Below are 25195 nucleotides of genomic sequence, written 5' to 3' on the forward strand. Positions count from 1 at the left end.
GACAAATCACTCCTTTAACCTTCATCTTTCTTTGGAGATGGGGGCTTCACTTCATTCACTGAGCCAATCAAGGCAGGGTGACATTCGATATTCATACCGTTTCTTCCTCTCAGCGACTTCGTAATATCGGCGCGGACATATCCACGTTCAGCAAGGATCACCAAGGCACTGTCAAACCTTTCAGCAGTATGGAATTTGCCCTTCACCATCGACCAGAGCTGCTGACGTTTGTATACTTTGATTTGCTTCTTCTTCAGAACATCCAGAAGATACTTAGCCCCTTCTTGATCTTGGCTTGATTTTAGCGAAGTAAATGCAGCCTTGGCGTGCTCAAGAAAGTACTCTCCAAGTGAAAGAGCTCTCTCCATCGTTTCCTTCGTGATTTGACTATCCAACGACTCATCAAACGACACACCATACATGGCTTGCTCGGCAACATGAAGTAGGGAAGCGATTCTAACGATCTGCCCAGGAAATCGCTCACTCCAGGTTCCTAGGAAGTCATAGGAGAGTTCTTCACCCTCTCTTAAATGCGGCTCATAGTGATTTCGGAATTCCTGAAATACATTCATTGCTTCCTCCGAGAGAGAGAGTACTACTGGCGTCTCTGGCTCAAACATCATGAGATGATGAATCAGGTCACTATACGACTCATACAAGTCATCAGGTATGGACTTGATCGCTATATCACGGTAACCACGTTTGGAAGGCGGCACCGCATATAAGAACCTACCGAGAAGTCCCAATCCAACAAACTTTTCAGGCAAGTTCTGAAGGACTGTGGGCTGTACAAACAAGCAGATGGTCAAAGTAGGATCGTTCAGCACGATTTTAGGAGCATGCTTTCGGTCAATGATCATCCGATCTCCTGTAAATGCCTTCAGGAAGACGTCCAGTTTCGCCTGATTACCATAGTGCTTGTGGGTGAGATTGTCGAAGAATCCCCCTTCTGTGGAAAGCACAGCCATTTTCTCTCCATTTTCATCGAGACGTTGAATGAGAGCTTGCGGGGTCACGTCATCAGTGACGAACTGTTGTACCCTGATTCCATGAGTCGTACGAAATGCGGGATCATCCAGCTTCTTTTCAAATTTAATCAACGGCTTGACTAGATGACTGAAAACAGCGCTTTTTCTCTCGCCTGATGGCATGGCAATAATGACGTAAAGGTTGTTTTTCTCTTTCCATCCTTCGCCTTCTGCCAATCGGACGATGAATTTTCTCGCAGCAGCCGCAGACAACATGGACAGTACAGCGGTGCCTGCCGCATCAGTTGCCGTCTGGGTTACTTCCGAAACTTGCTCTACAATTTGAGCCAGAACTTCTGGCAGGCTTTGAACTGGAAAGGCTATTTGCTTGTGTGCCTCGAATTCAACGGGTGCCTCTTCCCATTTCAATGCTTTCGCAGCTTGTTCAAGGATCTTCACGGCGTCGCTGGAATTGTGATCGTCATCTTTGTTTGCATTTGACATTGTTCATTCCTCCTCAGAATGGATTGATTGTCTAAAGTGATTAAAGCGAGTTGGAGCTGGCTACCAAAACACAGTTGAAATCAGCGTGGCTTTGACTTTCATTTTGCTTGTCATCTTAGTCACCGTCCTGTCATTTGTTGGCTTGCATGGATGATGATACATTGTGATTTTTGAGTTTTCAACTGGTTTAATAATGTTGTTGTGATGTTAGGTTGATTTATACTATAAATCGCTTTCAACATTGAAATAGGGTAGAAATAGTGTCATTATTAATATAAGGATTAAACTTACAGTGAAGGTGGTGTTATTTAATGAGTACGGATGCTAATTCAAAGGTCAGGACAAAACAATCTCCGCGACCGATAATCCTCGAGAGAATTCATGACGAATTAGATGAAGTTCCTGGCGGGTGCTTGGTCGGTGTTCACTTTGAAAGGTTCATGATACTCGATCCGCGAAAGAAACTACATCGTATTCGCATTTGGCTTGAGGAGATGTATGGGGATGAATATTCACGGTCAGCTGTGATCAAGAAGATAAACAATGACCTGTCTTATCAAGGTTTGAAGAACATTGAAGAGTGTCTGAAGGGGAGTGTCCGCAAAGGAAACATCAGCATACTTGCGAAGGCGTATGGTGTTCCCGAAGCGATTATCACTATGGAAACCACTGATGAATGCGGGGTTAAGGGGCTGTTCATAGGCAAGGAAGAGGATGAAGATGAATATTTTTACAGATACTTTTGTCAAAACGGTAAGAAGCACATCCTGGATGACAGCGACTTATCGAAGTACCAATGGGAGACGGATGTAAAGCGACTTAATGAAGTTGATGTTGAAATATTGATACGGGTAAGAGAGCCTGAAACTGGAGAGTTCATATCGAAGCGGAATAGCTTTGCTCGGTTCAAATTGTTGTCGGAAGATTTGCCACGATTACACGACATTCTCCAGAAGGATATTGAAATGATCTCCATTAAGCACAAAGAGTACATTGAAATGCGCGAACACATACAAGAGCTCTATCAAATGCTGTCAGCAGCGGAACGTCGCATAGACCAATATGAGGGCATTGATCCTAATGAACGAATCATGCGGGAGTTGAACCAACTACTCGACAACTGAAGCTCGGCAATGCCAAGACCTGGTTCCATAAAGGGATCAGGTTACTTTGTTCATCCAGCAAAATTGCCACTTGAAATATTATTGTGAAATGGTTGTTCTATGACTGCGAGTATAATATGACCCCGTTTCTTGTCATTTTTACTCAGCACTCACATGAACAGGACGGATGAACACATGCATATGAATACCGATTCTAAGCATCTTAAGATTGATCTAACGGATATCGAACGACAGCTAGTCTTCAAGCTTATCTGCCAGCGTTACGGCTATACACCAAGCAAGCAGTATCATTATGTTGTGCGGGATAAGCGAAATGGAGTTTATCTCTTACACTTTCCGAGAGCGCCATTTGCCAACTACACGACATCCCTTATCTTCCAGGGTTATTCAAATGAAAGCCAGCTTCTGAAGGATATCTTCGAGATCATTCCGTTAAGACGATGGAAAGCCCGCAGGATCGATATTGCACTGGATACTAACCTCCCATATCAGCAGCTACATGCCATTCACCCAGCGAAAAGGGCAGACACCACGCATTATCGAACCTCAGTATATCTCGGTTCTCATTCTTCTCCAGTACAGCTGCACATGTACGACAAACAGGAGCAGATGTATCGTCAATGGGGGATAATGACAGACACATGGACACGTATTGAGTTGCGGTTTCGCTTTGAGCCGATGATGCGGATATCTTCTCTATGCATCGATGATTTCGCCGCGGCCGCTCACTACTCCATCATTCCTGAGGTGTGCGCGATGTCGTCAAAGCTTAAGGATCAAGTAACGCAGTTAAACCAAGGGCTTGTTCAGTGGCGAGACCTGACTCGCACCACGCAAGAAAAGATAAGAGAGTACGGATGCGAACATGGTCTGAACATGTTCGAACACATACTCTCTGCTCTTGAGAACACCGATATTTGCAGTTTTGTTTACGATCCGAAGAAGCAGCCACCACAGCAGCTTTCTTCCTGAGGCTAGCATAAGCAATAGCACAAGGTACGTCAATGGAATACTGAAAGACTATATTGGGAAAGCCGCGCTACGACTGGCCTGAGAGGGCTCTGCCCCCTTTTTTCCAGTATTCCTAAAGTGCTGGCGGCGGCAATCACTCCGATGTTATTTAGGAATTCTAGGGATATTGCATATTCGTGGCTCAATTCCTCCTCATCCCTTGCGGGACAAGGTAAGCAGCATTTTAGTCTTTTAGTCATCCGTTTTCAAACATCTGGATAAGACGATGGAAGTCACCGATTACTTGCCCCGCGTAACCAATCCCTGTTCGTTCTGCGTCCTCTATCCCGTATTCGTCTATCAAGTGGTTAAGACTGGACCAGGCGCGGTCAATCTGCTCCCGTTCTTCCTGAGTAAAGATATCGATCAGGATATCGTCGGCAAATATTACTTCCTGCGGGACATTCCTTATGGATTCCAAATCGATAACAACGGGATTACGGGCGAACGGTGAGTCCACCTGGTATTTTCCCAACACAGCAGAATGAATCTGCCTGGCCGATTTAACCAGACGTTTGATGTATAAGCGTCTGAATGAATCTCTGCGCTGTCGTTCCTTCTTCTGAAATGCTTCATATTGCATCCTTGTATGCTCATTAGACTGGATTGCCGTCTCTGCGCTTCTTTCCGCCGCGAGAGCATTCCTTTCAGCAGCTTGTGTGTTTCGGTGAGCAGTCCTCCATGAGAATACACTAACGATGATAGCTGCAACAGCTAATATCGTAGTAATCCATTCAACGGGCTTCATTTCCATATAAGAGCTCTCCTTTCTTATGTTAACGTATTAACAGACTATTTGGCAGTCAAGGGCCGAAGGAGCGAAGCTGAACCCTTGACGGGGTTAAGCTCATTACAAGCTGTCCTATGTCCTCCAACTTGTTTGGAGGCTTGCTTGCGGCGAGCGACCTATGTATTTAATGTTTCGAGGTATGATCTTATGAATTGAAGGTACCCACGTACACAAGCTGCCTTAAACTGCTGATAAGTTAGATCGACTGAATAGATTCTTCTTAATCCAGAGATAATTCGTTTTCTCTTTAAGCTAGCTTCTGTCTGGCTCTCAGCTACTGTTAATGAGTTCATCATGCTATGGTCACTGTTTGCAAAATGAAAGTTCCAATAGTCTCCTTCGTGGGCAAAACAATTCCTTATCTCATTGACTACCCTTGCAAAGATATCCATGGTTACTCGCGTATTAAATGTACGATCAACCGAAGTGCTTAATCGTTCCTGATATTCTTCATAATTTTCTCCAGGGCGCTTATGAACATTGAACTTTTCGTCCGCAAGATTGCGGTGAAAGCAATCTAATATAAGCAGCCGATCATCCTCTTCGATATAGTTGGTAAAGAAGTCAATTACGGCTAGTGTCTTATTATCAACCTCTCCATCTCGAAGATGGTACAGGGATTCGATACAAACTACAAAGTGAAAAACCTTAAGAGAGTCCTTACCTGGACGTACTTCATCCATTGCATCGGCAAGAGTCACAAGCCTATGGATGCTGTTGAGCATTCTTCGAGGGACGTTGTTACTCCGCAGACGCAGAACAGATGTAATGAATTCCGCGAGTTCCCCCTTTTCTGTAACGAATGGCGCATAAAAATCTAGAAGTTCAGGTAGGAGGGATTCATCGTTCAAGACAGTAACAAATTGCAGGTATGTATCCATTTGAGTATCGTAGTCTGCTGTAGTGGCGATCTCCAAAGCGTGATCCTCGGTTATCTCCAACTTCTCGCAGAACAGTGATAATTGCACATTAGCCTCATTTAATAGATCAAGTAATGTTGACATTAGGTACCATCTCCCATGTTTAATTATAGCACGTCCCCCAGCGCGAATGCCTCATACTTCTGTTTGAGAATACGGCCATGAGTGCCCGAAACCCCAGTGTTTATGCGGGATTTCCCACTTCTGCATGCTTCACGGGTGTATAGGTCGCAGAAAGGCAATGAGGATTATTAATTTGTTTGACAAAATAGTTGACAACCAGCTCGCGAACAGCTTACGTTCGAGTTAGAACGATACAGGTTCCCAACTGTTTCCTGTATCGTGTTCTCCTTCCTAATATAGCCCCTCTTCACCAGGAGAGGGGCACGAAACCTGCAAAGGAATGATGTTATGGATTTTGATGATCTAACGAAGTATGGGGAATTCGGCTTTCGAAAAGCTTATGTGGAAGACCCCAATGATATCATGAGTATCTTTAATGCACGAAAAAGCGTTCTAATTGAACCTGACAGTTTGCCTCTGCATAAACAAATAAAACTTAAGAGAATTCACGACGGACTTTCTCAGGAGGGACTCGGAAAGATTGTCCGATTGCAAGCTTCTACTATAAGCCTTATTGAAACAGGCCAGCGGCTGATTCCCAAAAGGAGATTCAAGGAATTTGAATCGTACTTATATGAAGAACTATACTCTGATGGCGTTTTACAGTATAAGATTGATCAGGATGCACCAGAAGAACCATTAGATATGACTATTGAAGAACAACGAGCGCACTGGAAAGCGATAACCGATAATGATCCCGATCTTTGGGGTACGATACTATAACCTGTCGGCGGCGGAGAAAACAAACTGAATAAAAAGGGGGACAAGATGCATGAATAGCACTATTGTTTCGATTGAGCAAAACGAGCCAAGCTACTGGCCTGAGTTTATATTTGGATTTGGAACTGATGAAGACAATGAAGGAGAAGATGACAATGCATAATTACGACGACCTAATAGATTCCCTTAAAAGGGAAAGTGAATTGAGTACTTGTTCGGACAGTCAAAAGGCCGCAAATGCTCATATGATTAACCTGTATGAGAATCTAAAGAAGAAGCGGACCAGTGATTCCCCTACCTATACTAACGAGTTATCAATGGACCTAATGGCGCGGCGTTTGGCCGATCCTACCTACACGTTCAGCGTTCGATCACTCATGAAGGAGAAGTAACAGGTAAGAGCCAACCAGGTGGCTGGCTCCCTCCCAATTGAATCAATTACTGTCGAATAGCTGGATAACATCAGCAATCTTGCTATCCATTACATCTTTAACGGCTGGGAATACCTCTATTTCAGAGAGACCTTCTGCAACCAGTAGTGCCTTCAGCTTTGCAGCAGTTTCATCTTGTTCATGCTTTGGTAGTTGCGCAATGTATACAGCTTTGCTCATAGAATTGGATCCTTTCACTTGTGTCATAAATACAATTGCACCATAGGTATAATTCGAAACTTAAGAAGGGCCAATCACTTATGGAATGGCTCCTCCGCGATTACTCAATTAATTCCTACGATACACTTCCTCAGCTTCTTCCTCTGTAACGAGGTCAAGATAGCTGTACATAATAGATTCGAGGCGCTTTAGCTCCTCATGGTTCATGCCCATCTTCTTTGCTGCGAGTAGTGCGTATCCAATTGCTGCTGCGTTAGTCATAGTAACATTCCTCCACTGAATTTGATTTGTATGCATAGAACTGCGTATGATGAGAACGTGCGAACACAAAGGCGAGCGAAGCGAGCCCAACAACACAGCCGAAGGCTTTATATATAAGAGGGAGTCAGCGTATTAGGCCGACTCCCAATAGATGAACTACATCAACCCGTGCTCTTTAATCGAAAAGTAACTGTCAGTTGAGACAATAACATGATCGAGCAGTTCGATACCAAGCAATTCTCCAGCTTCAGCCAAACGCTTCGTTAGCTGTACATCTTCAGGGGAGCTGTCCGTAATTTGCGAGGGGTGATTATGAACTGCGATATAGCTTGCTGCTGATCTTTGGATTAGAGAACGATATACTTCACGGCAATGCACAATGGCACTATTCAGCGTTCCGACACTGATCCTTTCTTTACAAATAACATGATTCTTGGTGTTCAGCGGTAGAATCCAGAATTCTTCATGCATTAGGTGACCTACGGTAAAGCGCATGATGTCGAATACATCCTTCGGTGAACGGATAATGTGTGGATTCTCACGTGGAGTGTTCAACGCTCTTGCCAACTTAAGCGTAGAAACGATTTGACGAGCCTTCGAGGGGCCAACACCTTTGATACGGGTAAGTTCCAACTCATTAGCATCAAGTAGTTCATATGGCGTTACAAAGCGAGTAAACAGCTCTTGAATGACGGTACTATCTTCTTTCACGCAGAGCGCATCAGCTAAGGCTGTTTTGATAGAGTACATGTTCACTGTGGATTACCTCCAAGAAATAGAAATAGGAGAGGCGCGGCGACCTCCCCTTGAATGGGTATAGATATTGAGTTATGATTGAATCGAAATGGGTTTTACTGAGGGCGCTGGCAGGCGTCCTTTTTCATGCTTTGATGTTCTTCAATCTGCATTTCCGTAGTGACGAGCATAGCCAGGCAACGGATATACTGTCTTCCTTCATCGGACCTGAGTGATGCATTGTCATGCAGGCGCTTCCTGACGCTCTGTAAAGCCTTTTTGCGCTCCTTTAACTGCTTTGTCACCGAAGTTCACCTTCCTTAACTGGCTCGATTTTGACGCTTCAAATGCTTCTCTAGCTGCTTTGGATAGTACTTAGTAAAGTAGCCGCGAACAAAACGATTAGCTAGTTCCTCATCGACCTTCCATACACGCTGGAAGTACACTCCCAAGACGCGAGCCGCCATTACCAACTGATTTTGCATTACCAACTGACGGAGAAGAGTAGTCATCTCGTCAGCAATTTGCCGTTTTTCCACGCTTGATCGCCTCCTTAAGTTCGTTGATCGTTTCTTGCCATTCCAACATTCCATGTACGATTTCCAGCAGACACACGCTGAATGGGTAGTTCAAGCAGAGAAGATCGGAATGATCAGTTTCCGTTCAAACTCTTTGCTTAACAGAATCAATGCAGCCGATGCCTCACTCAGTCTCTTACTAAACTCGTCCATATGCATTACCTCCCCTCTGGCCTGATCTCACTAAGCCTACATTTGGTTCTCTGTCAAACGAAAAAGGGCTCCCACCAATACCCGTTCCCAGGTATCAAGCAGAAGCCCTTAGTGAAGCAGTTTCTTTATTTGTTTCCGAAGCTTTTGATTAGCAACTTTACCAAAAGGATTTCCGTACTGATTCCAACACCAGCTTTCATGTTCTTTCCATATCATCTCCCGTATCTGACCCAGGTCATTGAATCCTTGTCTGTGTAGATGATGGAATAACCAATTCACCTGATTTCCCTGTGCGGAGAGGGGACCGCTGTCATAATAGATTTCCTCTTGTCCGATGAATAGGATCGCAACGATGCCGTATGCACCGATCATTACGTTCTGCTCGATGATTGTGCCTCTGTAGTCATTGTAGGTAGCAGGATGGAGAATATCGACACGGTATAGCTGATACTGCGTATTGCCAGCGGTCTTTGTAACCAGTAGCTGTTTGCTCAATTGCATCGTTCCCTTCATTGATTTATGTTGGTGCCGTGGCGCTGCAACTCGCTTTCGATCAATGTGATGAATGCCGCATCCAACTTTAGTTCTCTTGCTGCTTTAAGCACGTTCAACAACTGCTGATCGGTCAATTCATTCAGGCTACTTGCCATTCTTTTCACCTCCTCCAATATGGGCGTCCTCTCACAGCCCTGGTTATCTCTGTCATACCGATGAACGCAAAAAGGCCCTATAGCCTTATCCCATTAGGGATTAGCCACAGAGCCCTGTGATAGCGCTGTACGATTAGCTGTACAACGCTTTTAATAATTGCAGTGCCTTCCGCTGTTCTTCGATGCTTCTGCTTTCCAATAACTTAACAATCTGAACTAGTACCGTATTATCGATCCTACTCTTGGTTTCATCAATATTATGGAACAGATCGCCGTACGAAACATCTAGTGCATTCAGAATGTTATCCAAGCTTTCAATCGTCCAATTAGACCTGCCCGATTCAAGCTTAGTTATGTATGAAGGATGGACATCGGCCTCGTGTGCAACGTCCTCTTGGGTTCTGCCCTGATGATTCCTGAATCCTTGTAGCCGCTGCCCCACAGCGGTCTTGATCTTCTGAACATCCCGAGATTTCCTAGCCATTCTCTCACCTCTACCAAAAACAGTAGAGGAATGATGAATCGTCGTCGAAACATTATAATGCACTATATCAACTTAACTAACCAATATAATGCATGTTATAATCTGATTGGGAAAAGTAGGTATTCTGTTCTAGTGAAGAAAGACTACCAGTCTGTAGGGAGGGGGTGGCCGATTCCAAAAGTTCGACAACATTCCACAATACATAATTACCTTGCCAATTTTTTGTAACTTCACGATCTGCTTAAGGAAATTTCTTCGGAAAGGAGAGCGTACATGAGAAAGATCGGATTGACCGCGACGATGATACTCGCACTTCTAATGCTCGTTGGATGCGGCGCTGATGCAACAGACAATAGTGATGGCGGGGCTAAAGCCAAGGTAACGCAATTGGTTAAGGAAAGCATCGGTGATCAGTACGGTCCAGAAGTCGCTAAGACGGTTAAAGTGCATTTTACTTCTGTTAAAGAAGGAGCGACAGACGGCAGAATGTTTCTCGATGGAAGTACGGAATTCACCTGGAAACATGAAGGCATGAAGAAGACGTGGGACTACACCAAGAGCTTTCAATATGAGCTGCAACATAACGGAACAGAATGGACAATACGCAATAAGATGTTTTTCGATGAAGAACGAACAGAACGCAAATAGATTAAGGCTAATTATCAGCTGGAGGGTGGTTGGGTTGAATGATAACAGTACAGGACAAGGAAAAATGGGATAGTTTTGACGAAGACTCTTTCGCCTCATTTCTCGACTACGTTACTCACTTTGTCTTTAATGATATTGACGACATCGTACTTCAGGGATTTGACAGGTCAGCCTTATCAGAGATGGAGCCTATATTAGACAGAGAGTATTTGGCAGCACATTTAGCTAGATGTGTACACCTTCAATCCGAATATGTCGTTAGTTCGAACAAGTTAAATTCAAGGCTATTCATCAAGCTCCTTCCAGAAGGAAAAGGGCTTGAGATTCGCGATTTCGATTTATATGGAGGATCAGGGTTATACGATCGACTTGCAGTAAGTCTGCAGACCATGATTTGGGGAGTATTCAAGCTGGAAATCCAATAGAGTTAATTGATAGATTCGTATTTTCCTTGGGAGGGGAACCTATGCAACAAATGAGCCAAGACCAAATTGTAAAAGCAATTGAGAACTTCATCATCGAAAATAAAGGGATACCAGGCATGTATCAAGTCAGTTTCGGACATGTTCCACCGCGTCAACGTCTTGAGTTATTTCAGAACATTCCATTGGAGGTCTTTGATTCTGATCTTGTTACTTTATTCATGAGTACGTGCGGTGAAGCTGGAGAAGTACAGACTGCTATCAAGTTTGCAAACTATTTCTTAGATAATGGGGTAATCAGCAAGTTTCAGTATGGTGGGATTCAAGCTATCGTGGAATCTCCATACAGAAGAGCGGAAGGACAGTACAAGACGTTTGATAAGGCAATAAGTAGATTACAGTTTGAAAATGATCCCTTCTCGAAGCTATTACTTCATTACTGCCAGCATTACAAGGCAAAGGGAGAAAAGTGAAAGAAGCGCCCATGTGGCGCTTTTCTTGTTACTGGAAGAAGGGTAATAACCTCCCTGCGTCGAATTAGTCGAATTATAGGACGAAAGTATGAAGTTTGGCGGTGAAACATGTGATTGTTAAGTATTTTGGTCTTATCATCGATCATCCAGGCAAAAACATCATTTACGGTGAATCAGGGATCATATATAAGCTAGAGAATATTGGTGGTTATCAAGCTACTATATACAAAACATCACATGGATTTGAGTCAGAGCTTGAACAGGCTCGCAAAACATACCCGATGTATTCGTTAATAACTGCGGGGCTTATGTTTTCAGTGCTGTTACCGAAATATATGGAAAGAGTAGCGGAGTTGCGATCAAAGGGGATGCCTATTGAAATAGACCAATCTTTGTTGTGATCTTCAAGCAAGAATGTTTGTTCGGTGACAATATGCTGACAGAATAGATAGCTATGATGGTATGATAAGAGGTGTTGCTCATGATCATTAAAAATCAAGCTGGACAAACCATCCATTCCCTTGATGAATGGCTCAAATATGCTCCACCAGCAAAAGGAGAGAAGCACTGGAAAGATGGCCGTAGCGCAAAAGAGTTTGCTAAAGCATGGATGTCCAGCAATGGAGCCAGAATGCCATCTTATATTTCTGATTTCTTATTATCCCAAGCTTGCACGGTCGGTTTCCAACCAGAATGGGCTACCCCTGAGCATGAAACAAAGCTTGATAATCTAAAAGGTAACTGTCGCAATCACGATATGATAGTCGTAGGAAATGCGAACGGGAAGAAAACACTGTGTGCAGTAGAAGCAAAAGTCGATGAATCATTCGGTGAGATTGTATCTGACTATGTAATCAAGAGTAGAAAGAAGAATCCACGTTCTCAGGTGCCTGAGAGGATCAACAATCTTTCAACTGCTCTATTCGGTTTGAAGGATATAGGAGCTCTTCGATATCAACTCATACATGCAATTGCTGGAACACTGATTGAAGCGAAGAGCCAAGGTGCCGATCAAGCTGTGTTTATTGTTCATGAATTTGTTCCATTTGGAAAAGCGTCTAAGAAAGCAAAGCAAAATGAAGAGGCTTTGCAGGAATTCGTAGAATCGCTGGCGGGTACTCCCTTATCTTCAGGTCAATTGAAAGGGCCGATATTTGTACCAGGAAATGATTTTATACCGAATGATATACCGCTATATATAGGTAAGGTCGAAACTGTACTCGGTATGAACCAATGGCAAGTAAGCGTAGCTGCTGAAGCCATAACCGCAGCATTGTTTGCAAGAGCGGGTTATGACGTTTCAGTGCAATATGGGGCAAACCAGCCCGAATATGACCTAATGGTAGCTAAAGGTAACAAGATGCTCAAGATATCTGTTAAAGGCAGTCAAGATGGAGGTTGGGGGCTTACTCAGTCGCATATGTCCGATGCGAACTATCATGCTGCTGCGGATGCCTGGTACAGAAAACACAAGCCGCATACGGTCATTTGCCTTGTACAGTTTAATGATGTGACGATAAACGAAATGCCGAGGGTATATCTTGCTACGCCTTTGGACATTGCAAATCACCTAAAGAAGAGTGCGAATGGGAGGGGAGAAACCATCCTGTATGAGTTCAAGCAATGGACGGACAGAGCTTTTGGCGCGGGAACCACCGACCAGATTCCTGCAGATTGGTTATTTTCAGAGTCCAGAATAACAGATGTGTTAGAGCATGCTTAACGGAGGAGCGGTTAGTTAAATGGCAAGTAATACAGCGGCAAGTAATGTAAACAGGGATGTCCTTGTCGGACAATTAGGATTAAGACAGTATAAAAATACGACCATCTATACAAAAAGCCGAGTCTTTGTAATATCCCCCTCCTCGCAGAACTCCTATAGCTGGTTCGATCTGAGAAAGGTGAACCTTGATCGGTACGATAGGACGAAGGAGACAGGGCATTTACTGGTGCGGTATCAAAATATACTGCTTTGGGCCGAACTCAACCAATTTATCGACAATTCCATTTCAGAAGAAAGCAAGGTATATACGCCTAGTATCGGTGTACACTGGAAGTTCAATATTGTTGAGCATGACGGTAATTATACCGCATTGAATCGAACGGGAAAGCAGAAGTATAAGCTCATTAACATAGGTGTAGAAAAACTTAAGTCAATCATTGAATCTTAACCAGTAGAGGTTTGCGAGGTGGAACCAAATTGAATGAAGTCATCAATTCCAATGAACATCTAATCACAAGGATCAATGAAGTACTAAAGGACAGGAAAGACAGTATTGTTAATATCATTAACGATAAGCTAACCCTTTCTGTCTTTTCAGAGCTTTCGAAAAACCTTCATAACGTGAAGCAGATCAACTTCATCATTCGTGATACAGCCTTCATTCCATCGGCCAGAGAGATAGCTAGAGAATTCGAGATAGCATTCAACAGCTCGGACTTATTCTTTAATTCGTATGAGATCACGGAGAAGAATAAGCTAAAGCATTTCGTAAAAGCAAAGTCCATGTATGACTTCATCAAGAAACATGTCAATGTTCGGAAGACTAGAACTCCTCAACTGGTAACGGGCAACCTGATTATTATTGATGAAGAGTTTCAGATACAGGGCTCTTCCTCCCTTGAATTATCGAGGAAAGCTGTGCGCGGCGCATTGCCAAGAGTGAATTTCGATACATTCATTACGAATTCAATGGATAATGCTCAAATATTAAACAATAAGGCAAAGTTCGAGGCTCTTTGGAACAACAATCAGTATACGGAAGACTTTAAGGATCAAATCCTGCAGAGTCTCAGCTATGTATATAAAGAGTATTCGCCTGAGTTTCTTTACTACTTCACGCTGAACGAGCTGTTTGGAGAGCAACTCGATAATGGTATTGACCGCTTCGAACGAGACAGCATCAGCTTCAAGAAGACCAAGATATGGGATAGCTTGTTCGACTTTCAGAAGGATGCCGTTGTCTCTGCAATTCAAAAGATAAACAAGTATAATGGCTGCATCATTGCGGATAGTGTCGGTCTTGGTAAGACATTCGAAGCATTAGCGGTGATTAAGTACTTCGAGCTTCGACAAGACAATGTCCTGGTTCTTACACCAGCGAAGCTCTATGATAACTGGAATTCGTTCAAGAGTCCGTACCGCGACAATCAATTCATTGATGATCGCTTCAACTATAAGATTCTCTTCCATACCGATTTATCAAGAACGAAGGGAATGTCCAGAAGCGGGATGGACTTATCTCGCGTTGATTGGAGCAAATTTGATCTGATTGTCATAGATGAATCTCATAACTTCCGCAATCGTGTTGAAAACGAGGAACACGAGACGCGGTATCAGCGACTGATGAACGAGGTCATTAAAAAGGGGTCAAACACGAAAGTGTTGCTCCTCTCTGCGACACCTGTAAACAATTCTTTGACCGATCTTAAGAACCAGCTGAGCATCATTACAACAGATAAGGACCATGCATTTGAGGAACAAGGTATTGCAAGTGTGTCGTCATTGTTGAGAAGGACTCAAAAGGAGCTAAATGATTGGCTCGAATCCGACAACCGTTCCAAGAACGCACTTATCGACAGACTCCCTGCTGATTTCTTTAAGCTGCTTGAAATGCTGACGATATCCCGCAGCAGAAAACACATTACGGGATACTACGGCAGCGATAAGGTTGGAAAGTTCCCTCAGAAACGGAAGCCTGATACGCATACTCCGCCGATTGATGAATGTAAAGAATTACTGAACTTCGGTCAAACGAATGAAGTGTTGGAGTCTCTTAAGCTTGCGGTATATTCACCGATGAGCTATATTCGTTCGGAGCATAAGGCATATTATCGTGAAAAGTATCAGACGGTACGCGGTGATCGAGTGCTCTTTTATCATGAAAGCCGTGAGCTCATTACGGCCAAGCTTCATCGGTTCAACTTGTTTAAGCGACTTGAGAGCTCGGTCTTTTCATTCGGCGAAACGATCAGACGCTTGATTTCCCGAATTGATGGCTATATCGATGTAATCTCTCGTCATGAGTCTGGAGACGTTTCACTTGAAGGAGAGGAAGTTCTGGACGATGGCACCACGCTTGATTACAAGTATGAAATTAAAGTGGAACATCTCCTCACTGCTGACTTCTTGGAGGATTTGTTTTACGACAAAAGCATTTTGGATCGGCTATATGATGATGTAATGACCGTCTTGAATAACCGCAGGGATGCGAAGTTGAAGGAGCTTGAGACGATTATATCCAATAAGATCATAACGACGCCGTTTAATCCAGGTAATCGCAAGATACTAATCTTCTCAGCCTTTGCTGATACAGCCAACTACTTGTATGACTCTATCGCGAAGGAATGTTCTAAACATGGCGTCAATGTAGCTTGCGTCACGGGTTCAGGCAATCCAAGATCGACGGTCAAAGGGTTGGCGGAATTCAACCAAGTCCTTAGCCATTTCTCGCCTCGTTCGAAAATGGGGCAAGAGTTGCCGCATGAACAACAAATCGATGTACTTATTGGTACGGACTGCATTTCCGAAGGCCAAAACTTGCAGGATTGTGATTGTGTAATTAACTTTGATATTCAGTGGAATCCTGTCGTTCTTATTCAACGTTTCGGACGGGTGGATCGGATCGGCAGTAAGAATCAGCAGATCGCAATGATCAATTTCTTCCCTGCTGTAGAGTTGAATGATTACTTGCAACTTGAACAGCGGGTTAAGGGCAAGATGCTGGGGGTCAATCTAACATCTACTGGAGATGAGGACCTGTTATCTCCTGAGATGAATGATTTCATGTTCAGAAAGAAACAGCTCGAACGGCTGCAAGAAGAAGTAGTCGATATGGATGATTTGAATGACAATATCTCCTTGACCGACTTGAACATGAACGATTACTTGTACGAGTTAGCAGGATATATTAAGGAGCATCCTGAGATCAAACAAGTACCGAAAGGGATCTATTCTTTGGTGGATGGCGGTACGAAGGGTACGCTCTTTTGCTTTAAGCATCAATCGGATACGTCCAAGCCCAATAACGAAAGCTCACTGTATCCCTATTACATCATGTATATGACAGAAGCGGGCGAAGTCCACTTTGGTAATGCCAATGCCAGGGAGGCACTGAAAGAATTCAGAAGACTTGCCTACGACAAGAGCGCTCCTATTGCGGATTTGTTTAACAAATTCAACAAAGAGACACGAAATGCTGAGAATATGTCGAAGTACTCCACCCTGCTGAATAAGGCAATAAAGGCGATTCAGGGCGAAGAGGATAAAAACGCACAGATATCCATATTCGACTTCAGCGGTTATAACAACGAGTTTGCGAATTCAAGCAGTGATGATTTCGAATTAATTTCATTCCTGGTTGTGGAATAGAGGTGATACAATGCTAGGCTTACCCAGCGAGTATGCGATAGACAAGAGTATTCAAGTGAGCACCTTTATGACTTCTGATTTGTTGCCTAAGGAAAAGAAGCGTTTCAAGGAAAGCGTGGAGAGTATTAAGCTGGCATTTCAGATTGCTGGCGAGTCGATCCCATCGCTGATTAATGACCAATATGATTGCCAAGCTATACTCTTTTTTGATGTTCAATTGAAGACGTTGAAGGATGCCTCATTCGTATGCGATAGCATGCAAAAGCTCGTAAAGCCGTTATGTGTGATTAGATGTTACGATGTAAAGGGAATGCAGACGTATTCCTTTGCACATAAAAGACTCAACCTTCAGGATCGTACACAGGTTGTTATCGAGGATTCAATCTTATCCGCGATTAGTTCATCGCAGCTAACAGATGATACGGTCACGCTTATGAATGACTTTGCAGCCTTCGAGAAGATAAGGAACAAGGCAAACAAAATGACCTTTTATATTGAGCTAATGACGAAGGCATACATTATATCTCATTTACTGGTGTGGTCTAGGAGTAAGGAAATGCTTGCTTCGAAAGCTTGGTATAATGTTTCCGATGCTCATCTTATCTTCGATTACTATAAGCGTATCATTCAGCTCCAAAAGGAAAAGAAGGCAGCCATGATAATCTCTAACCAATCAAAATACAATAGCGAGTTAAAGAACATATTTAATCAGTTATCCCAATTCATAACCCAATAATAGGAGGAATCAAAAGTGGAATATACTAAAGTATCCAAAGAGATATTCGATCCGATCAAGATGAACAAAGCAAAGTTCGAAGAGGTGTTCAGTGAACAATTAGCTGAACTATTTCCTTCTTCCGTGAAAGACGGAGTTGTAGATTTCGCCTGTTTGCTGGCGCATTTAGGGCAGTACATTGATTCGGAAGAACGCTACGAGCTCAACTGGGCTGGTAAAGTTGATTCAATGCGCATCGCCAATAGCGATATTGTTGGTAAAACCCTTAAGTATATACCTGAAGACAGTAAAGACCCTGAATTAACTGAAAATACCTATATAGAAGGCGACAACCTTGAAGTATTAAAGTTATTACGAAATAGCTACTATAACAAGATCAAAATGATTTACATTGACCCCCCATACAATACGGGGAATGACTTTGTTTACAAAGATGACTTCTCAATTAGTTCAAAAGAGAATGAGAAGGCTGAAGGTGATGTTGATGAGGATAATAACAGGCTAATTGCAAATCAGCGGAGTAATGGTAAATATCACTCTAACTGGTTAAGTATGATATACCCGCGGCTTAGAATTGCTAAGGATTTATTGTCGGAAGATGGAGTTATTTTTATTAGCATTGACGACAACGAAGTGGTAAACCTTAGGAAAGTTTGTGACAGTGTATTTGGTGAGGAAAACTTCTTTGCTCAAGTTATTGTGCAATCAAACAAGCGTGGACAAACATACAAACAAATATCAAAAACTCATGAGTACTTGCTGATCTACACTAAGAATCCAGATGTAGAGATTAATGAACTTGAGAAATCTGGTGAGACTGATGATTTGAACCAAGAGGATAACATCGGAAGGTTTAATACAAGGGAGTTAAGAAATCGAAACCCTAAATTTGGTAAATTCAATAGACCGAATCTCCACTATCCTATATACGTGAATGGTAGAGTTGTTGATAAAGATGGCTTCTCTCCCATCTCATTAGTTAGAGACAATAACTATAGTATAGAGGTGCTCCCTATTAACTCAACGGGGGGAGACAGTTGTTGGCGTTGGGGTAAGGCATTGTTAGAAAGTAATATTAACAGCGACACCTTATCCAGTAACGTAGTGGCAAAACGGAAGAATGATGGTGGTTATAACATTTATGAAAAATATAGAAAGAGCACATTTAAACCTAAGTCCATCTGGCAAGAGACGGATTTTATTACTGAAAAGGGTACAGTAGAATTAGGTAAGTTGGGACTATCTAAGTTTTTTGATTTCCCGAAACCAACGGCTTTAATTAAACAAATAGTCCAAATTGGTACGGATAAAGATAGTATTGTATTAGATTTCTTTTCTGGCTCAGCTACCACAGCAGAAGCTGTTATGAGAGTAAATGCTGAAGACGGTGGAAATCGCAAATACATTATGGTCCAATTAGATGAAAAGTTTGATAGCAGTTCTGAAGCCTTTGGTAATGGATATAAGACGATCTGTGACGTTGGAAAAGAAAGGATTAGAAGAGCAGGAATCGCTCTCAGAGATGAGTTCCAAAAAGCTGAATTGGATACTGGCTTTCGAGTATTCAAATTATCCAATACAAACATACGTTGGTTCAGTGAAGCGATCAAGTCGGACATTCTCGATTATGACATGACAATGACAGATAAGGACAAGCTGGACTTTAACCCTGGTTTCACAGACCTTGATGTTGTCTACGAAATCTTGCTGCGTCATAGAGACATCCAGCTCTCCACAAATGTTGAGCAGCTTTCAGATATCGGAAATAGAACATACATCTTTGCCGATACAGTAGTTGTATGTCTGGAAGAGATGATCTCCGAGGAAATGATCAATAAGATTGCGGCCATAGAACCGATGCCGACCAAAATAATCTTCCGAGATAGTGCTTTTAGTGATGACATCTCTCTAAAGGAGAACACAATGAGCCGCTTGGAAGCGCAAATGCGGAGAAATAGCGGACTTGAAAAACGGGCGTATCGAGTCGAATTCATTTAAGTGGAGGTGAATCAAAGGTGACTAAGCGAATTGCCTTTCAATTTGAAGACGGACTTGGCTATCAGAAGGAAGCTATAGAATCAGTCGTGAGCCTTTTCAATGGCGTTAACCGACAAGAAGAAAGTGCAATCTATCGAAATATTACTCGTGTCAGACAACTCACAGAGGGCGATCCTGTAAGGAACCCCCAGATCGTTACTGGTACGAGATTACTTAATAATCTACGTGAAGTACAGCTTCGGAATATGTTGTTTCCCGACAACCAGCTGGACAATAACAACTTCACAATTGAGATGGAGACTGGTACAGGAAAAACATATGTCTATCTGAGAACGATTCTTGAGCTTAATAAGTGCTATGGATTCACTAAGTTCATGATTGTTGTTCCGACAATCGCAATTCGCAAAGGCGTTGAGAAAAGCATCGAAATGCTACGAGAGCATTTCATGGCACTGTACGACGGACTGGACTTAAAGAACCATGCATTTGTGTATAGTTCCAATCCCAAAGAAATTAGTACAAAATTTGTTGAAACCAGAGAATTAAGCATTGTTGTCATGAATATTCAAGCTTTCAATAAGGAAACCAATAAGTTGCGTGATAAGGATGAATACGGTCAAGTATTATGGGATGATATCAAACATATTAACCCCATCGTTATCATTGATGAACCGCAAAAAATCGAAGGGGCGGCAAAAAAGAAGAGTGCTTCATTGGAAGCTATCGAGATGTTGAGTCCTTTGTTTATTTTACGGTATTCGGCAACACATAAGCGGCTGTACAATCAGGTATATAAATTAGATTCCTATGATGCCTATCAGAACAATCTGGTTAAGAAGATTGAAGTAAAGACGGTGCACGGCACGATCTCCAAGGAATATCCATACGTACGGTATGTAGAGTTCACGAAGGACCTTCATGCCAAGATCGAGATATTCCATGTCGAGCAAGGCGGACCGATACGCACAAAGACTTTCAACGTACGCCGCGGCGCGAACCTACATGAGCTTTCTGGTTCTCTGGAGCAGTATCGGAACATGATTGTTCAAGAAGACCCACATCAATTGAAGAAGCTAAAGATTGGTACAGGCGACAACATTATCGAGCTTGGCATAGGAGATAACAACTCTGACATCAGTGAGAGCGACATTATTCGTATCCAGATTCGTCTTGCAATCCGCTCACATCTTGAAAAGCAGCTTAAGATTCTAAGACAGGGATATAACATCAAGATACTGACTCTGTTCTTTATTGACGCTGTTCATAAGTTCAGAGATAGTAAGGCTACGGACGGACGCGGGGAATACCTGCGTATCTTTGACGAGGAGTATGCTGCGATCATTGAGGATTCCACCTGGAACCAGTTGTTTGCTGAATTCCCTGCGCTTTTCAAGCACTATAGAGATATCTTGAAAGTACGTGAAGGGTACTTTGCTGTCGATAAGAACAAGCAGACTGTTGAAGTGGAGAACTGGGAAGCTCTTCTTGATGAACAGAAGCTAAAGCAGAAGTCGCAAGAAGATGTGGATCGCGGTATCGAGCTTATCCTGGAGAAGAAGGACGAGCTCATTTCGTTTGATGAACCGTTGGCATTCATTTTTTCTCATTCCGCTCTGCGTGAAGGCTGGGATAATCCCAATGTATTTACGCTTTGTACGCTTAAACGCGGCGGTTCTGAGATTGCAAAGAAGCAGGAGATTGGCCGAGGGCTCAGACTGCCTGTAGACACAAATGGAAATCGCTGTACGAACGCAGAAATCAACGAATTAACCATTATTGCCAATGACTACTATGATCACTTTGCCGCAGCTCTACAGAATGATTTCAACGATCAGGCGGGCTTCAACAAGGATGAAGTGACAGCAGACATTATCCATAAGGCTTTGAAGCATGCGGGGATTCCAGCTGAGAAAGTTACTGCTGAATTGGTGGATACATTCAAGAACGAACTTCTTCAGAATAAGTTCATCAATGAGAAGAACCAACTCACGAAGAACGCCAAAGATATTCGAAACATTGAATTTAAGGATGAAACCTTAAAAGAACATAGCGAAATGATCAAAGAGAAGTTCGTTGAACAAATGATCGCTAAAGGTACGAAGAAGATACCAGTGAAGAATGGTGACGAGGCGCCTGTTGATAATGGTCAGCATAGCTTCATGTCTGAGGATTCCTTTGTACAGCTGCTCAAAGAGTTAAGTACGCGTATGAGTAAGCGTACCATGTATCAAGTTAAGATCGATCATCAGGCATTCATTGATTCGTGTGTTAGCGAACTGAATGATCTGTTGAGGTATAAGAAGATACGAAACGAATACGAGGTTGAGACAGGCAAAGCGACCTTTAATGATCAGCAGAAGTTTATGCTTGCCGAAGCCATTCAACAGTATGAGCACCAGGACTTGAGTATACAATGGCAGAAGAAGAGTGACTTCGAGATTGTCAATTACATTATGTATCATACTCTCCTGCCCCGTCTGGCTATCTATAAAATCGTATCAAAGCTGGACAGGAAGGTTCTTCTGAGCAACCAGGACATCTTAGACATCGCGACTCAACGTATCAAATCAAAGCTAAAGGAATATAAGGCACTCGGTATAACGGAATATCACACTATTGATGGTTATGTATTTAGTGATAAGACGATCTTTGAAGCAGACTCGATTGATCAGACAATGCTTGATGACGCGGCAAACTACATCTACAAGACGAATCCAAGTAACCGTAGAGCCATGTACAAGTATTATAAACTGGATAGCAAGGGCGAGAAGACGTTTGCGGAGCAGTTGGATGCTGATCCAAATGTGTTACTGTTTACGAAGATCAAGAAGGGCGGGTTCGTGATCGACACGCCATATGGTGAATATTCACCTGACTGGGCCGTACTGTATCGTGGAGATAACAACACCGCGAAGCTTTACTTCATCATTGAAACAAAGATCGACAAGGAAGATAAAGACTTGACAACAGTGGAGAAGCGGAAAATAAAATGCGGAGAGCTGCACTTCAAGGCAGTATCAAATGATGTAGATTTCCACTGGGCGAACAGCTACACCGATTTTAAGAACAAGATTGGCAGATAGTACTAAGCGTAAAGGAGATGAAGCAATGCCAATGCTGTATGCTATTTGTGACGATCAGGAGCAAGTGCAAGAAGTCTTCAAAAAAAGAGAAAATGCAGAGAAGTGTCTGTGTCTAGACCACGATAATGATCCTGAGTATACGATTAAGGAAATTAAGGCAGATAAGAATCAAAAGACTGATGACAAAGAATACTCGCGTATTCCCTATGAGTTTTATGCCGTTAAGATTAGCGGCGACATAAAGAAAGCATTCAGAAACGAAGAAAAGGCTGAAGCCTATGTGTACGAGTATAATGAGCAAGCAGAACAAGATGCTCGTGAAGAATTAGCCTTGGATGATGATATGTCAGAAAAAGATATGCATGATCTAGCCATTAAAATGGGTAATGACGGTGTTGCAAAAGTTAAACGTATTAAACCAAGCAAGGGTGAAGATTACAACGAGTGCTATAGCCTTTGGAAAAAATAGAGGTTGGTCACATCTGTGGTCACAAAACAGCAAATTACATCGGGAAACATGCGGTATCATTAAATAACGCGATGCCCGAAAACCCTTGTAAAATAAGGATTCTCGGACATCGCAGGATACAGGGGGAGCCGTGCTCGCCACACTGGCAGCGATGAGGTCAGGGGTTCGATCCCCCTAGGCTCCATAGCGAAAGAAGGTGATACCTACGGGTGTCACCTTCTTTCGCTATGGAGTCACGGAGGAGCACGGCGTCTGAATCTTCCACTTGGGATTGTTATCCCCGCCTCCTCCCCCGCAACTTTAATCAGAAACGTATATTACGGCATTTCTTCGGTGAATTTTACTTCGTGGGTAATGAAAGATTCGGCCCCCCCTTTGGCACTATCTACCACCGTACGGAACTGAGCAACCTTATTACTTCGAATAGGCACAAAATAAATAATGCAACGGAACTCAGCGCCGCTATTTGTGCAATTCGAGATAAAAAACACGTTAATTGCTTCAATAACGCTTCTGAGTTCCTTTAGAATTTATTCTCGAACATTTATGGCTAAATAACGTCTCCCAGTTCCGTTAGGCTCGCATCCCTACTGTCCCGTATGGCTCTACCACTCAGGTTGATGCTGGCTTCATTGGGATTTGGATCTAGCAAAAGCCAGTTCTCCTTCATCATATTTTCTATCCTTTGATCTGACGAATTCCTTGCGCAATCTGTTTCCTCTCACATTCTTGCAACGAATAAAGTACAGGTGCCGCAGGAATCTCAAACTTCAGATGAGAATGAGGAATTTCCGTTAATAATGTTCCAATGGGTTGATGACTTTGATTATTGCGTATAACATTCCAGAAAATCCTGGACCTATTTTCCTCGGTTCCCCAATTTTCTAGAGAGTTACGAAATAGCAGACATTTCCCAATTACAAAGTCATCTTCCATGAGAGGTACTGTTGATTCGAAACCTGCTTCCTCAAGGGCAACAAATAGTGCTGGCATCAACTGGTCCAAATATAACCCATAGGCAGCATCCTCAATTTCACGAAATGCAATCGTTAACTGCTCGTGCATTGAATCGTATAATGTCTTCCATACGGACCTGATATACTGATTGCCTACCTCGCTAATCTCCCCGATTGTCATGTCGTAACGGAATACTGGTTTTACTGTCATGTTTATTCCTCCTTGTAAATTAGACTAACTTCATCATACAACATGCAAGCCAATTGTAAGATTTCGGAACCATATATGAAGGATATCAACAAAAAAAATAGAACAACCTTACAATGGCTTTAATGTTGTGTAATTTCAATAAGGTGGGATAGTATGGGCTTTCGGCCAAAAAAACTGGCAGGAAAATATAAGATGAGCGCCAACACATTGCGCAACTACGAAGTGAAGGGATTAATTCCCCCAGCGGAACGATCCTCAAATGGATACCGGATGTATTCGGAACAGCATGAAGACTTTCTGGCATGTATTCAGGCTATGTCCCCCGCATTCGGGATGGAAGTGACGACCAAGGTATTACATTGTCTTCAGAGAAATGAAATAGACGACGCATTGTGGACCATTAGGGAAAGGGAGGTCCTGCTTTATCGGAAAAAAGCAAGTTTGGACCAACTGGTAATCGAATTGAAATCGATTGGCGAAGGTCATCAAGCCTGTGACTTTTCCCAACGGCTTAGCATTCACGAGGTCTCCAGCCGGACTGGCACTCCTAAATCAACAATTCGTTACTGGGAGCAAAGCGGCCTCTTCTCTACTCAGCGGAATCCTGATAATGGGTACCGTCTATATAGTGAAGCAGATCTTTTGAAAATCAGGATGATTCAGCTGATGCAGAATTGTGTTTATTCTGAGGAAGCTGTGAACTTAAAGATGTCGATTGCGCTATTAGAAATGCAGAACATCGAGCATGCCATGAAGCTTGCAGACTGCATCCGGGTTTATCTAAATAATACGATCAAACTCCAGATGCAGGCTCTCTGCTATCTATATCGCTTAATTCAAGCGTTAGGCTTTTCGAAAACAATCGAGACTCAACATAGGTAAGTTGAATTTGGGGTACGTGCTAGTTCTTGCAGAAGGCAGGTATTGTAGATAAGGACGGTAAGCTCGCCGCAATATCAAGAAAAATGATCTATTCCAATTTGCCGAATTGTGTACTTGGCTTTTATGGCTGCGATAAAGCTGTCGCTGAAAGAATATTGCTTCACGAGGATAAGATGCGTTCCAGCGACAACGATTATGACTGGCTTGGTCCTGGAATTTACTTCTGGGAAAACAACCCTCAGCGAGCTATTGACTATGCTCAAATGCTAAGGGATTATCCGAATCGATCTAGGAAGCCAATCATAGAGCCTGCC

General features: G+C 42.8%; 27 protein-coding genes. 15 read left to right on the forward strand and 12 right to left on the reverse strand.

The features are described from left to right. Positions 1-14 precede the first annotated feature (14 nt). A complete protein-coding gene (locus PAE68_RS08055; protein ID WP_281885827.1) occupies positions 15-1472 on the reverse strand; it encodes a YfjI family protein in 1458 nt (485 codons plus the stop codon). A gap of 311 nt (positions 1473-1783) precedes the next feature. Here PAE68_RS08055 and PAE68_RS08060 point away from each other — a divergent pair, with 311 nt between their 5' ends. Then, positions 1784-2596, forward strand: coding sequence for a hypothetical protein (locus tag PAE68_RS08060; protein WP_281885829.1), 813 nt, complete (start codon positions 1784-1786; stop codon positions 2594-2596). A gap of 174 nt (positions 2597-2770) precedes the next feature. Further along, positions 2771-3568 carry a replication initiation factor domain-containing protein gene (locus PAE68_RS08065; protein ID WP_281885831.1) on the forward strand — a complete coding sequence of 266 codons (798 nt, stop codon included), beginning with the start codon at positions 2771-2773 and terminating at the stop codon, positions 3566-3568. A gap of 235 nt (positions 3569-3803) precedes the next feature. On the opposite strand, the gene PAE68_RS08070 is transcribed toward PAE68_RS08065, so the two are convergent. Together PAE68_RS08070 and PAE68_RS08075 are read right to left on the reverse strand one after the other, a co-directional pair. Continuing rightward, on the reverse strand, positions 3804-4361 hold the full coding sequence (locus PAE68_RS08070) for a hypothetical protein (protein ID WP_281885833.1): 558 nt from the start codon (positions 4359-4361) through the stop codon (positions 3804-3806). A gap of 152 nt (positions 4362-4513) precedes the next feature. Then, complete coding sequence (locus PAE68_RS08075; protein WP_281885835.1) at positions 4514-5401, reverse strand: hypothetical protein; 888 nt, start codon at positions 5399-5401, stop codon at positions 4514-4516. A gap of 327 nt (positions 5402-5728) precedes the next feature. On the opposite strand from PAE68_RS08075, the gene PAE68_RS08080 reads away from it, so the two are divergent. Beyond that, positions 5729-6163 (forward strand): helix-turn-helix domain-containing protein, encoded by a 435-nt coding sequence (locus PAE68_RS08080; RefSeq protein WP_281885837.1) that lies wholly within the window; start codon positions 5729-5731, stop codon positions 6161-6163. Positions 6164-6594: 431 nt separating this feature from the next. Here the strand turns inward: PAE68_RS08080 and PAE68_RS08085 are convergent, their stop codons facing one another. The 8 genes from PAE68_RS08085 to PAE68_RS22795 form a co-directional block, all read right to left on the reverse strand. Further along, a complete protein-coding gene (locus tag PAE68_RS08085) occupies positions 6595-6771 on the reverse strand; it encodes a hypothetical protein (RefSeq protein ID WP_281885839.1) in 177 nt (58 codons plus the stop codon). Positions 6772-6879: 108 nt separating this feature from the next. Then, positions 6880-7032, reverse strand: a complete 153-nt coding sequence (locus PAE68_RS08090) for a hypothetical protein (RefSeq protein WP_281885841.1) — start codon at positions 7030-7032, stop codon at positions 6880-6882. Between the two features lie 156 nt (positions 7033-7188). Beyond that, positions 7189-7782 (reverse strand): JAB domain-containing protein, encoded by a 594-nt coding sequence (locus tag PAE68_RS08095; RefSeq protein WP_281890963.1) that lies wholly within the window; start codon positions 7780-7782, stop codon positions 7189-7191. Positions 7783-7883: 101 nt separating this feature from the next. Beyond that, positions 7884-8072 (reverse strand): hypothetical protein, encoded by a 189-nt coding sequence (locus tag PAE68_RS08100; RefSeq protein ID WP_281885843.1) that lies wholly within the window; start codon positions 8070-8072, stop codon positions 7884-7886. 15 nt (positions 8073-8087) lie between these two features. Further along, entirely contained in the window at positions 8088-8306 is a 219-nt protein-coding gene (locus tag PAE68_RS08105; RefSeq protein ID WP_274336895.1) for a hypothetical protein, read from the reverse strand. Positions 8307-8606: 300 nt separating this feature from the next. Next, positions 8607-8999, reverse strand: coding sequence for a hypothetical protein (locus PAE68_RS08110; RefSeq protein ID WP_281885849.1), 393 nt, complete (start codon positions 8997-8999; stop codon positions 8607-8609). 8 nt (positions 9000-9007) lie between these two features. Further along, positions 9008-9148 carry a sporulation histidine kinase inhibitor Sda gene (gene sda, locus PAE68_RS08115; RefSeq protein WP_281885851.1) on the reverse strand — a complete coding sequence of 47 codons (141 nt, stop codon included), beginning with the start codon at positions 9146-9148 and terminating at the stop codon, positions 9008-9010. A 133-nt stretch (positions 9149-9281) separates the two neighbouring features. Further along, a complete protein-coding gene (locus tag PAE68_RS22795) occupies positions 9282-9632 on the reverse strand; it encodes a helix-turn-helix domain-containing protein (RefSeq protein ID WP_397378415.1) in 351 nt (116 codons plus the stop codon). A gap of 273 nt (positions 9633-9905) precedes the next feature. Here PAE68_RS22795 and PAE68_RS08120 point away from each other — a divergent pair, with 273 nt between their 5' ends. The 11 genes from PAE68_RS08120 to PAE68_RS08170 all read left to right on the forward strand — a co-directional run bounded on the left by PAE68_RS08120 (position 9906) and on the right by PAE68_RS08170 (position 22832). After that, complete coding sequence (locus PAE68_RS08120) at positions 9906-10280, forward strand: hypothetical protein (RefSeq protein ID WP_281885853.1); 375 nt, start codon at positions 9906-9908, stop codon at positions 10278-10280. A 38-nt stretch (positions 10281-10318) separates the two neighbouring features. Next, on the forward strand, positions 10319-10705 hold the full coding sequence (locus PAE68_RS08125) for a hypothetical protein (protein WP_281885855.1): 387 nt from the start codon (positions 10319-10321) through the stop codon (positions 10703-10705). Between the two features lie 41 nt (positions 10706-10746). Beyond that, positions 10747-11175, forward strand: coding sequence for a hypothetical protein (locus tag PAE68_RS08130; RefSeq protein WP_281885857.1), 429 nt, complete (start codon positions 10747-10749; stop codon positions 11173-11175). A gap of 101 nt (positions 11176-11276) precedes the next feature. Further along, positions 11277-11576 carry a hypothetical protein gene (locus PAE68_RS08135; protein ID WP_281885859.1) on the forward strand — a complete coding sequence of 100 codons (300 nt, stop codon included), beginning with the start codon at positions 11277-11279 and terminating at the stop codon, positions 11574-11576. 80 nt (positions 11577-11656) lie between these two features. Beyond that, positions 11657-12898, forward strand: a complete 1242-nt coding sequence (locus tag PAE68_RS08140) for a DUF6946 family protein (RefSeq protein WP_281885861.1) — start codon at positions 11657-11659, stop codon at positions 12896-12898. Between the two features lie 19 nt (positions 12899-12917). Then, complete coding sequence (locus PAE68_RS08145) at positions 12918-13346, forward strand: hypothetical protein (RefSeq protein WP_274336905.1); 429 nt, start codon at positions 12918-12920, stop codon at positions 13344-13346. Positions 13347-13375: 29 nt separating this feature from the next. After that, on the forward strand, positions 13376-16546 hold the full coding sequence (locus tag PAE68_RS08150) for a helicase-related protein (protein ID WP_281885864.1): 3171 nt from the start codon (positions 13376-13378) through the stop codon (positions 16544-16546). Between the two features lie 10 nt (positions 16547-16556). Then, a complete protein-coding gene (locus PAE68_RS08155; RefSeq protein WP_281885866.1) occupies positions 16557-17282 on the forward strand; it encodes a DUF4391 domain-containing protein in 726 nt (241 codons plus the stop codon). Between the two features lie 15 nt (positions 17283-17297). Next, positions 17298-19280 (forward strand): site-specific DNA-methyltransferase, encoded by a 1983-nt coding sequence (locus PAE68_RS08160; RefSeq protein ID WP_281885868.1) that lies wholly within the window; start codon positions 17298-17300, stop codon positions 19278-19280. A 17-nt stretch (positions 19281-19297) separates the two neighbouring features. Beyond that, on the forward strand, positions 19298-22363 hold the full coding sequence (locus PAE68_RS08165) for a restriction endonuclease (protein WP_281885870.1): 3066 nt from the start codon (positions 19298-19300) through the stop codon (positions 22361-22363). Positions 22364-22388: 25 nt separating this feature from the next. Further along, positions 22389-22832, forward strand: a complete 444-nt coding sequence (locus PAE68_RS08170) for a hypothetical protein (protein WP_281885872.1) — start codon at positions 22389-22391, stop codon at positions 22830-22832. Between the two features lie 678 nt (positions 22833-23510). On the opposite strand, the gene PAE68_RS08175 is transcribed toward PAE68_RS08170, so the two are convergent. Further along, positions 23511-23999, reverse strand: a complete 489-nt coding sequence (locus tag PAE68_RS08175; RefSeq protein WP_281885874.1) for a DUF6022 family protein — start codon at positions 23997-23999, stop codon at positions 23511-23513. A 153-nt stretch (positions 24000-24152) separates the two neighbouring features. Between PAE68_RS08175 and PAE68_RS08180 the strand changes: the two genes are divergently transcribed. Continuing rightward, positions 24153-24881, forward strand: coding sequence for a MerR family transcriptional regulator (locus tag PAE68_RS08180; protein WP_281885876.1), 729 nt, complete (start codon positions 24153-24155; stop codon positions 24879-24881). Positions 24882-25195: the final 314 nt, after the last annotated feature.

Source organism: Paenibacillus sp. YYML68 (assembly GCF_027923405.1).
Taxonomy (GTDB): domain Bacteria; phylum Bacillota; class Bacilli; order Paenibacillales; family NBRC-103111; genus Paenibacillus_G.

What these genes read in the sequence shown, in the direction of transcription:
- PAE68_RS08120 (WP_281885853.1), top strand. Translation starts at nt 9,906, where the DNA reads ATGAGAAAGATCGGATTGACCGCGACGATGATACTCGCACTTCTAATG.
- PAE68_RS22795 (WP_397378415.1), bottom strand. Translation starts at nt 9,632, where the DNA reads ATGGCTAGGAAATCTCGGGATGTTCAGAAGATCAAGACCGCTGTGGGG.
- PAE68_RS08180 (WP_281885876.1), top strand. Translation starts at nt 24,153, where the DNA reads ATGGGCTTTCGGCCAAAAAAACTGGCAGGAAAATATAAGATGAGCGCC.
- PAE68_RS08080 (WP_281885837.1), top strand. Translation starts at nt 5,729, where the DNA reads ATGGATTTTGATGATCTAACGAAGTATGGGGAATTCGGCTTTCGAAAA.
- PAE68_RS08145 (WP_274336905.1), top strand. Translation starts at nt 12,918, where the DNA reads ATGGCAAGTAATACAGCGGCAAGTAATGTAAACAGGGATGTCCTTGTC.
- PAE68_RS08130 (WP_281885857.1), top strand. Translation starts at nt 10,747, where the DNA reads ATGCAACAAATGAGCCAAGACCAAATTGTAAAAGCAATTGAGAACTTC.
- PAE68_RS08155 (WP_281885866.1), top strand. Translation starts at nt 16,557, where the DNA reads ATGCTAGGCTTACCCAGCGAGTATGCGATAGACAAGAGTATTCAAGTG.
- PAE68_RS08075 (WP_281885835.1), bottom strand. Translation starts at nt 5,401, where the DNA reads ATGTCAACATTACTTGATCTATTAAATGAGGCTAATGTGCAATTATCA.
- sda (WP_281885851.1), bottom strand. Translation starts at nt 9,148, where the DNA reads ATGGCAAGTAGCCTGAATGAATTGACCGATCAGCAGTTGTTGAACGTG.
- PAE68_RS08095 (WP_281890963.1), bottom strand. Translation starts at nt 7,782, where the DNA reads ATGTACTCTATCAAAACAGCCTTAGCTGATGCGCTCTGCGTGAAAGAA.
- PAE68_RS08110 (WP_281885849.1), bottom strand. Translation starts at nt 8,999, where the DNA reads ATGCAATTGAGCAAACAGCTACTGGTTACAAAGACCGCTGGCAATACG.
- PAE68_RS08090 (WP_281885841.1), bottom strand. Translation starts at nt 7,032, where the DNA reads ATGACTAACGCAGCAGCAATTGGATACGCACTACTCGCAGCAAAGAAG.
- PAE68_RS08065 (WP_281885831.1), top strand. Translation starts at nt 2,771, where the DNA reads ATGCATATGAATACCGATTCTAAGCATCTTAAGATTGATCTAACGGAT.
- PAE68_RS08140 (WP_281885861.1), top strand. Translation starts at nt 11,657, where the DNA reads ATGATCATTAAAAATCAAGCTGGACAAACCATCCATTCCCTTGATGAA.
- PAE68_RS08175 (WP_281885874.1), bottom strand. Translation starts at nt 23,999, where the DNA reads ATGACAGTAAAACCAGTATTCCGTTACGACATGACAATCGGGGAGATT.
- PAE68_RS08060 (WP_281885829.1), top strand. Translation starts at nt 1,784, where the DNA reads ATGAGTACGGATGCTAATTCAAAGGTCAGGACAAAACAATCTCCGCGA.
- PAE68_RS08125 (WP_281885855.1), top strand. Translation starts at nt 10,319, where the DNA reads ATGATAACAGTACAGGACAAGGAAAAATGGGATAGTTTTGACGAAGAC.
- PAE68_RS08170 (WP_281885872.1), top strand. Translation starts at nt 22,389, where the DNA reads ATGCCAATGCTGTATGCTATTTGTGACGATCAGGAGCAAGTGCAAGAA.
- PAE68_RS08085 (WP_281885839.1), bottom strand. Translation starts at nt 6,771, where the DNA reads ATGAGCAAAGCTGTATACATTGCGCAACTACCAAAGCATGAACAAGAT.
- PAE68_RS08055 (WP_281885827.1), bottom strand. Translation starts at nt 1,472, where the DNA reads ATGTCAAATGCAAACAAAGATGACGATCACAATTCCAGCGACGCCGTG.
- PAE68_RS08070 (WP_281885833.1), bottom strand. Translation starts at nt 4,361, where the DNA reads ATGGAAATGAAGCCCGTTGAATGGATTACTACGATATTAGCTGTTGCA.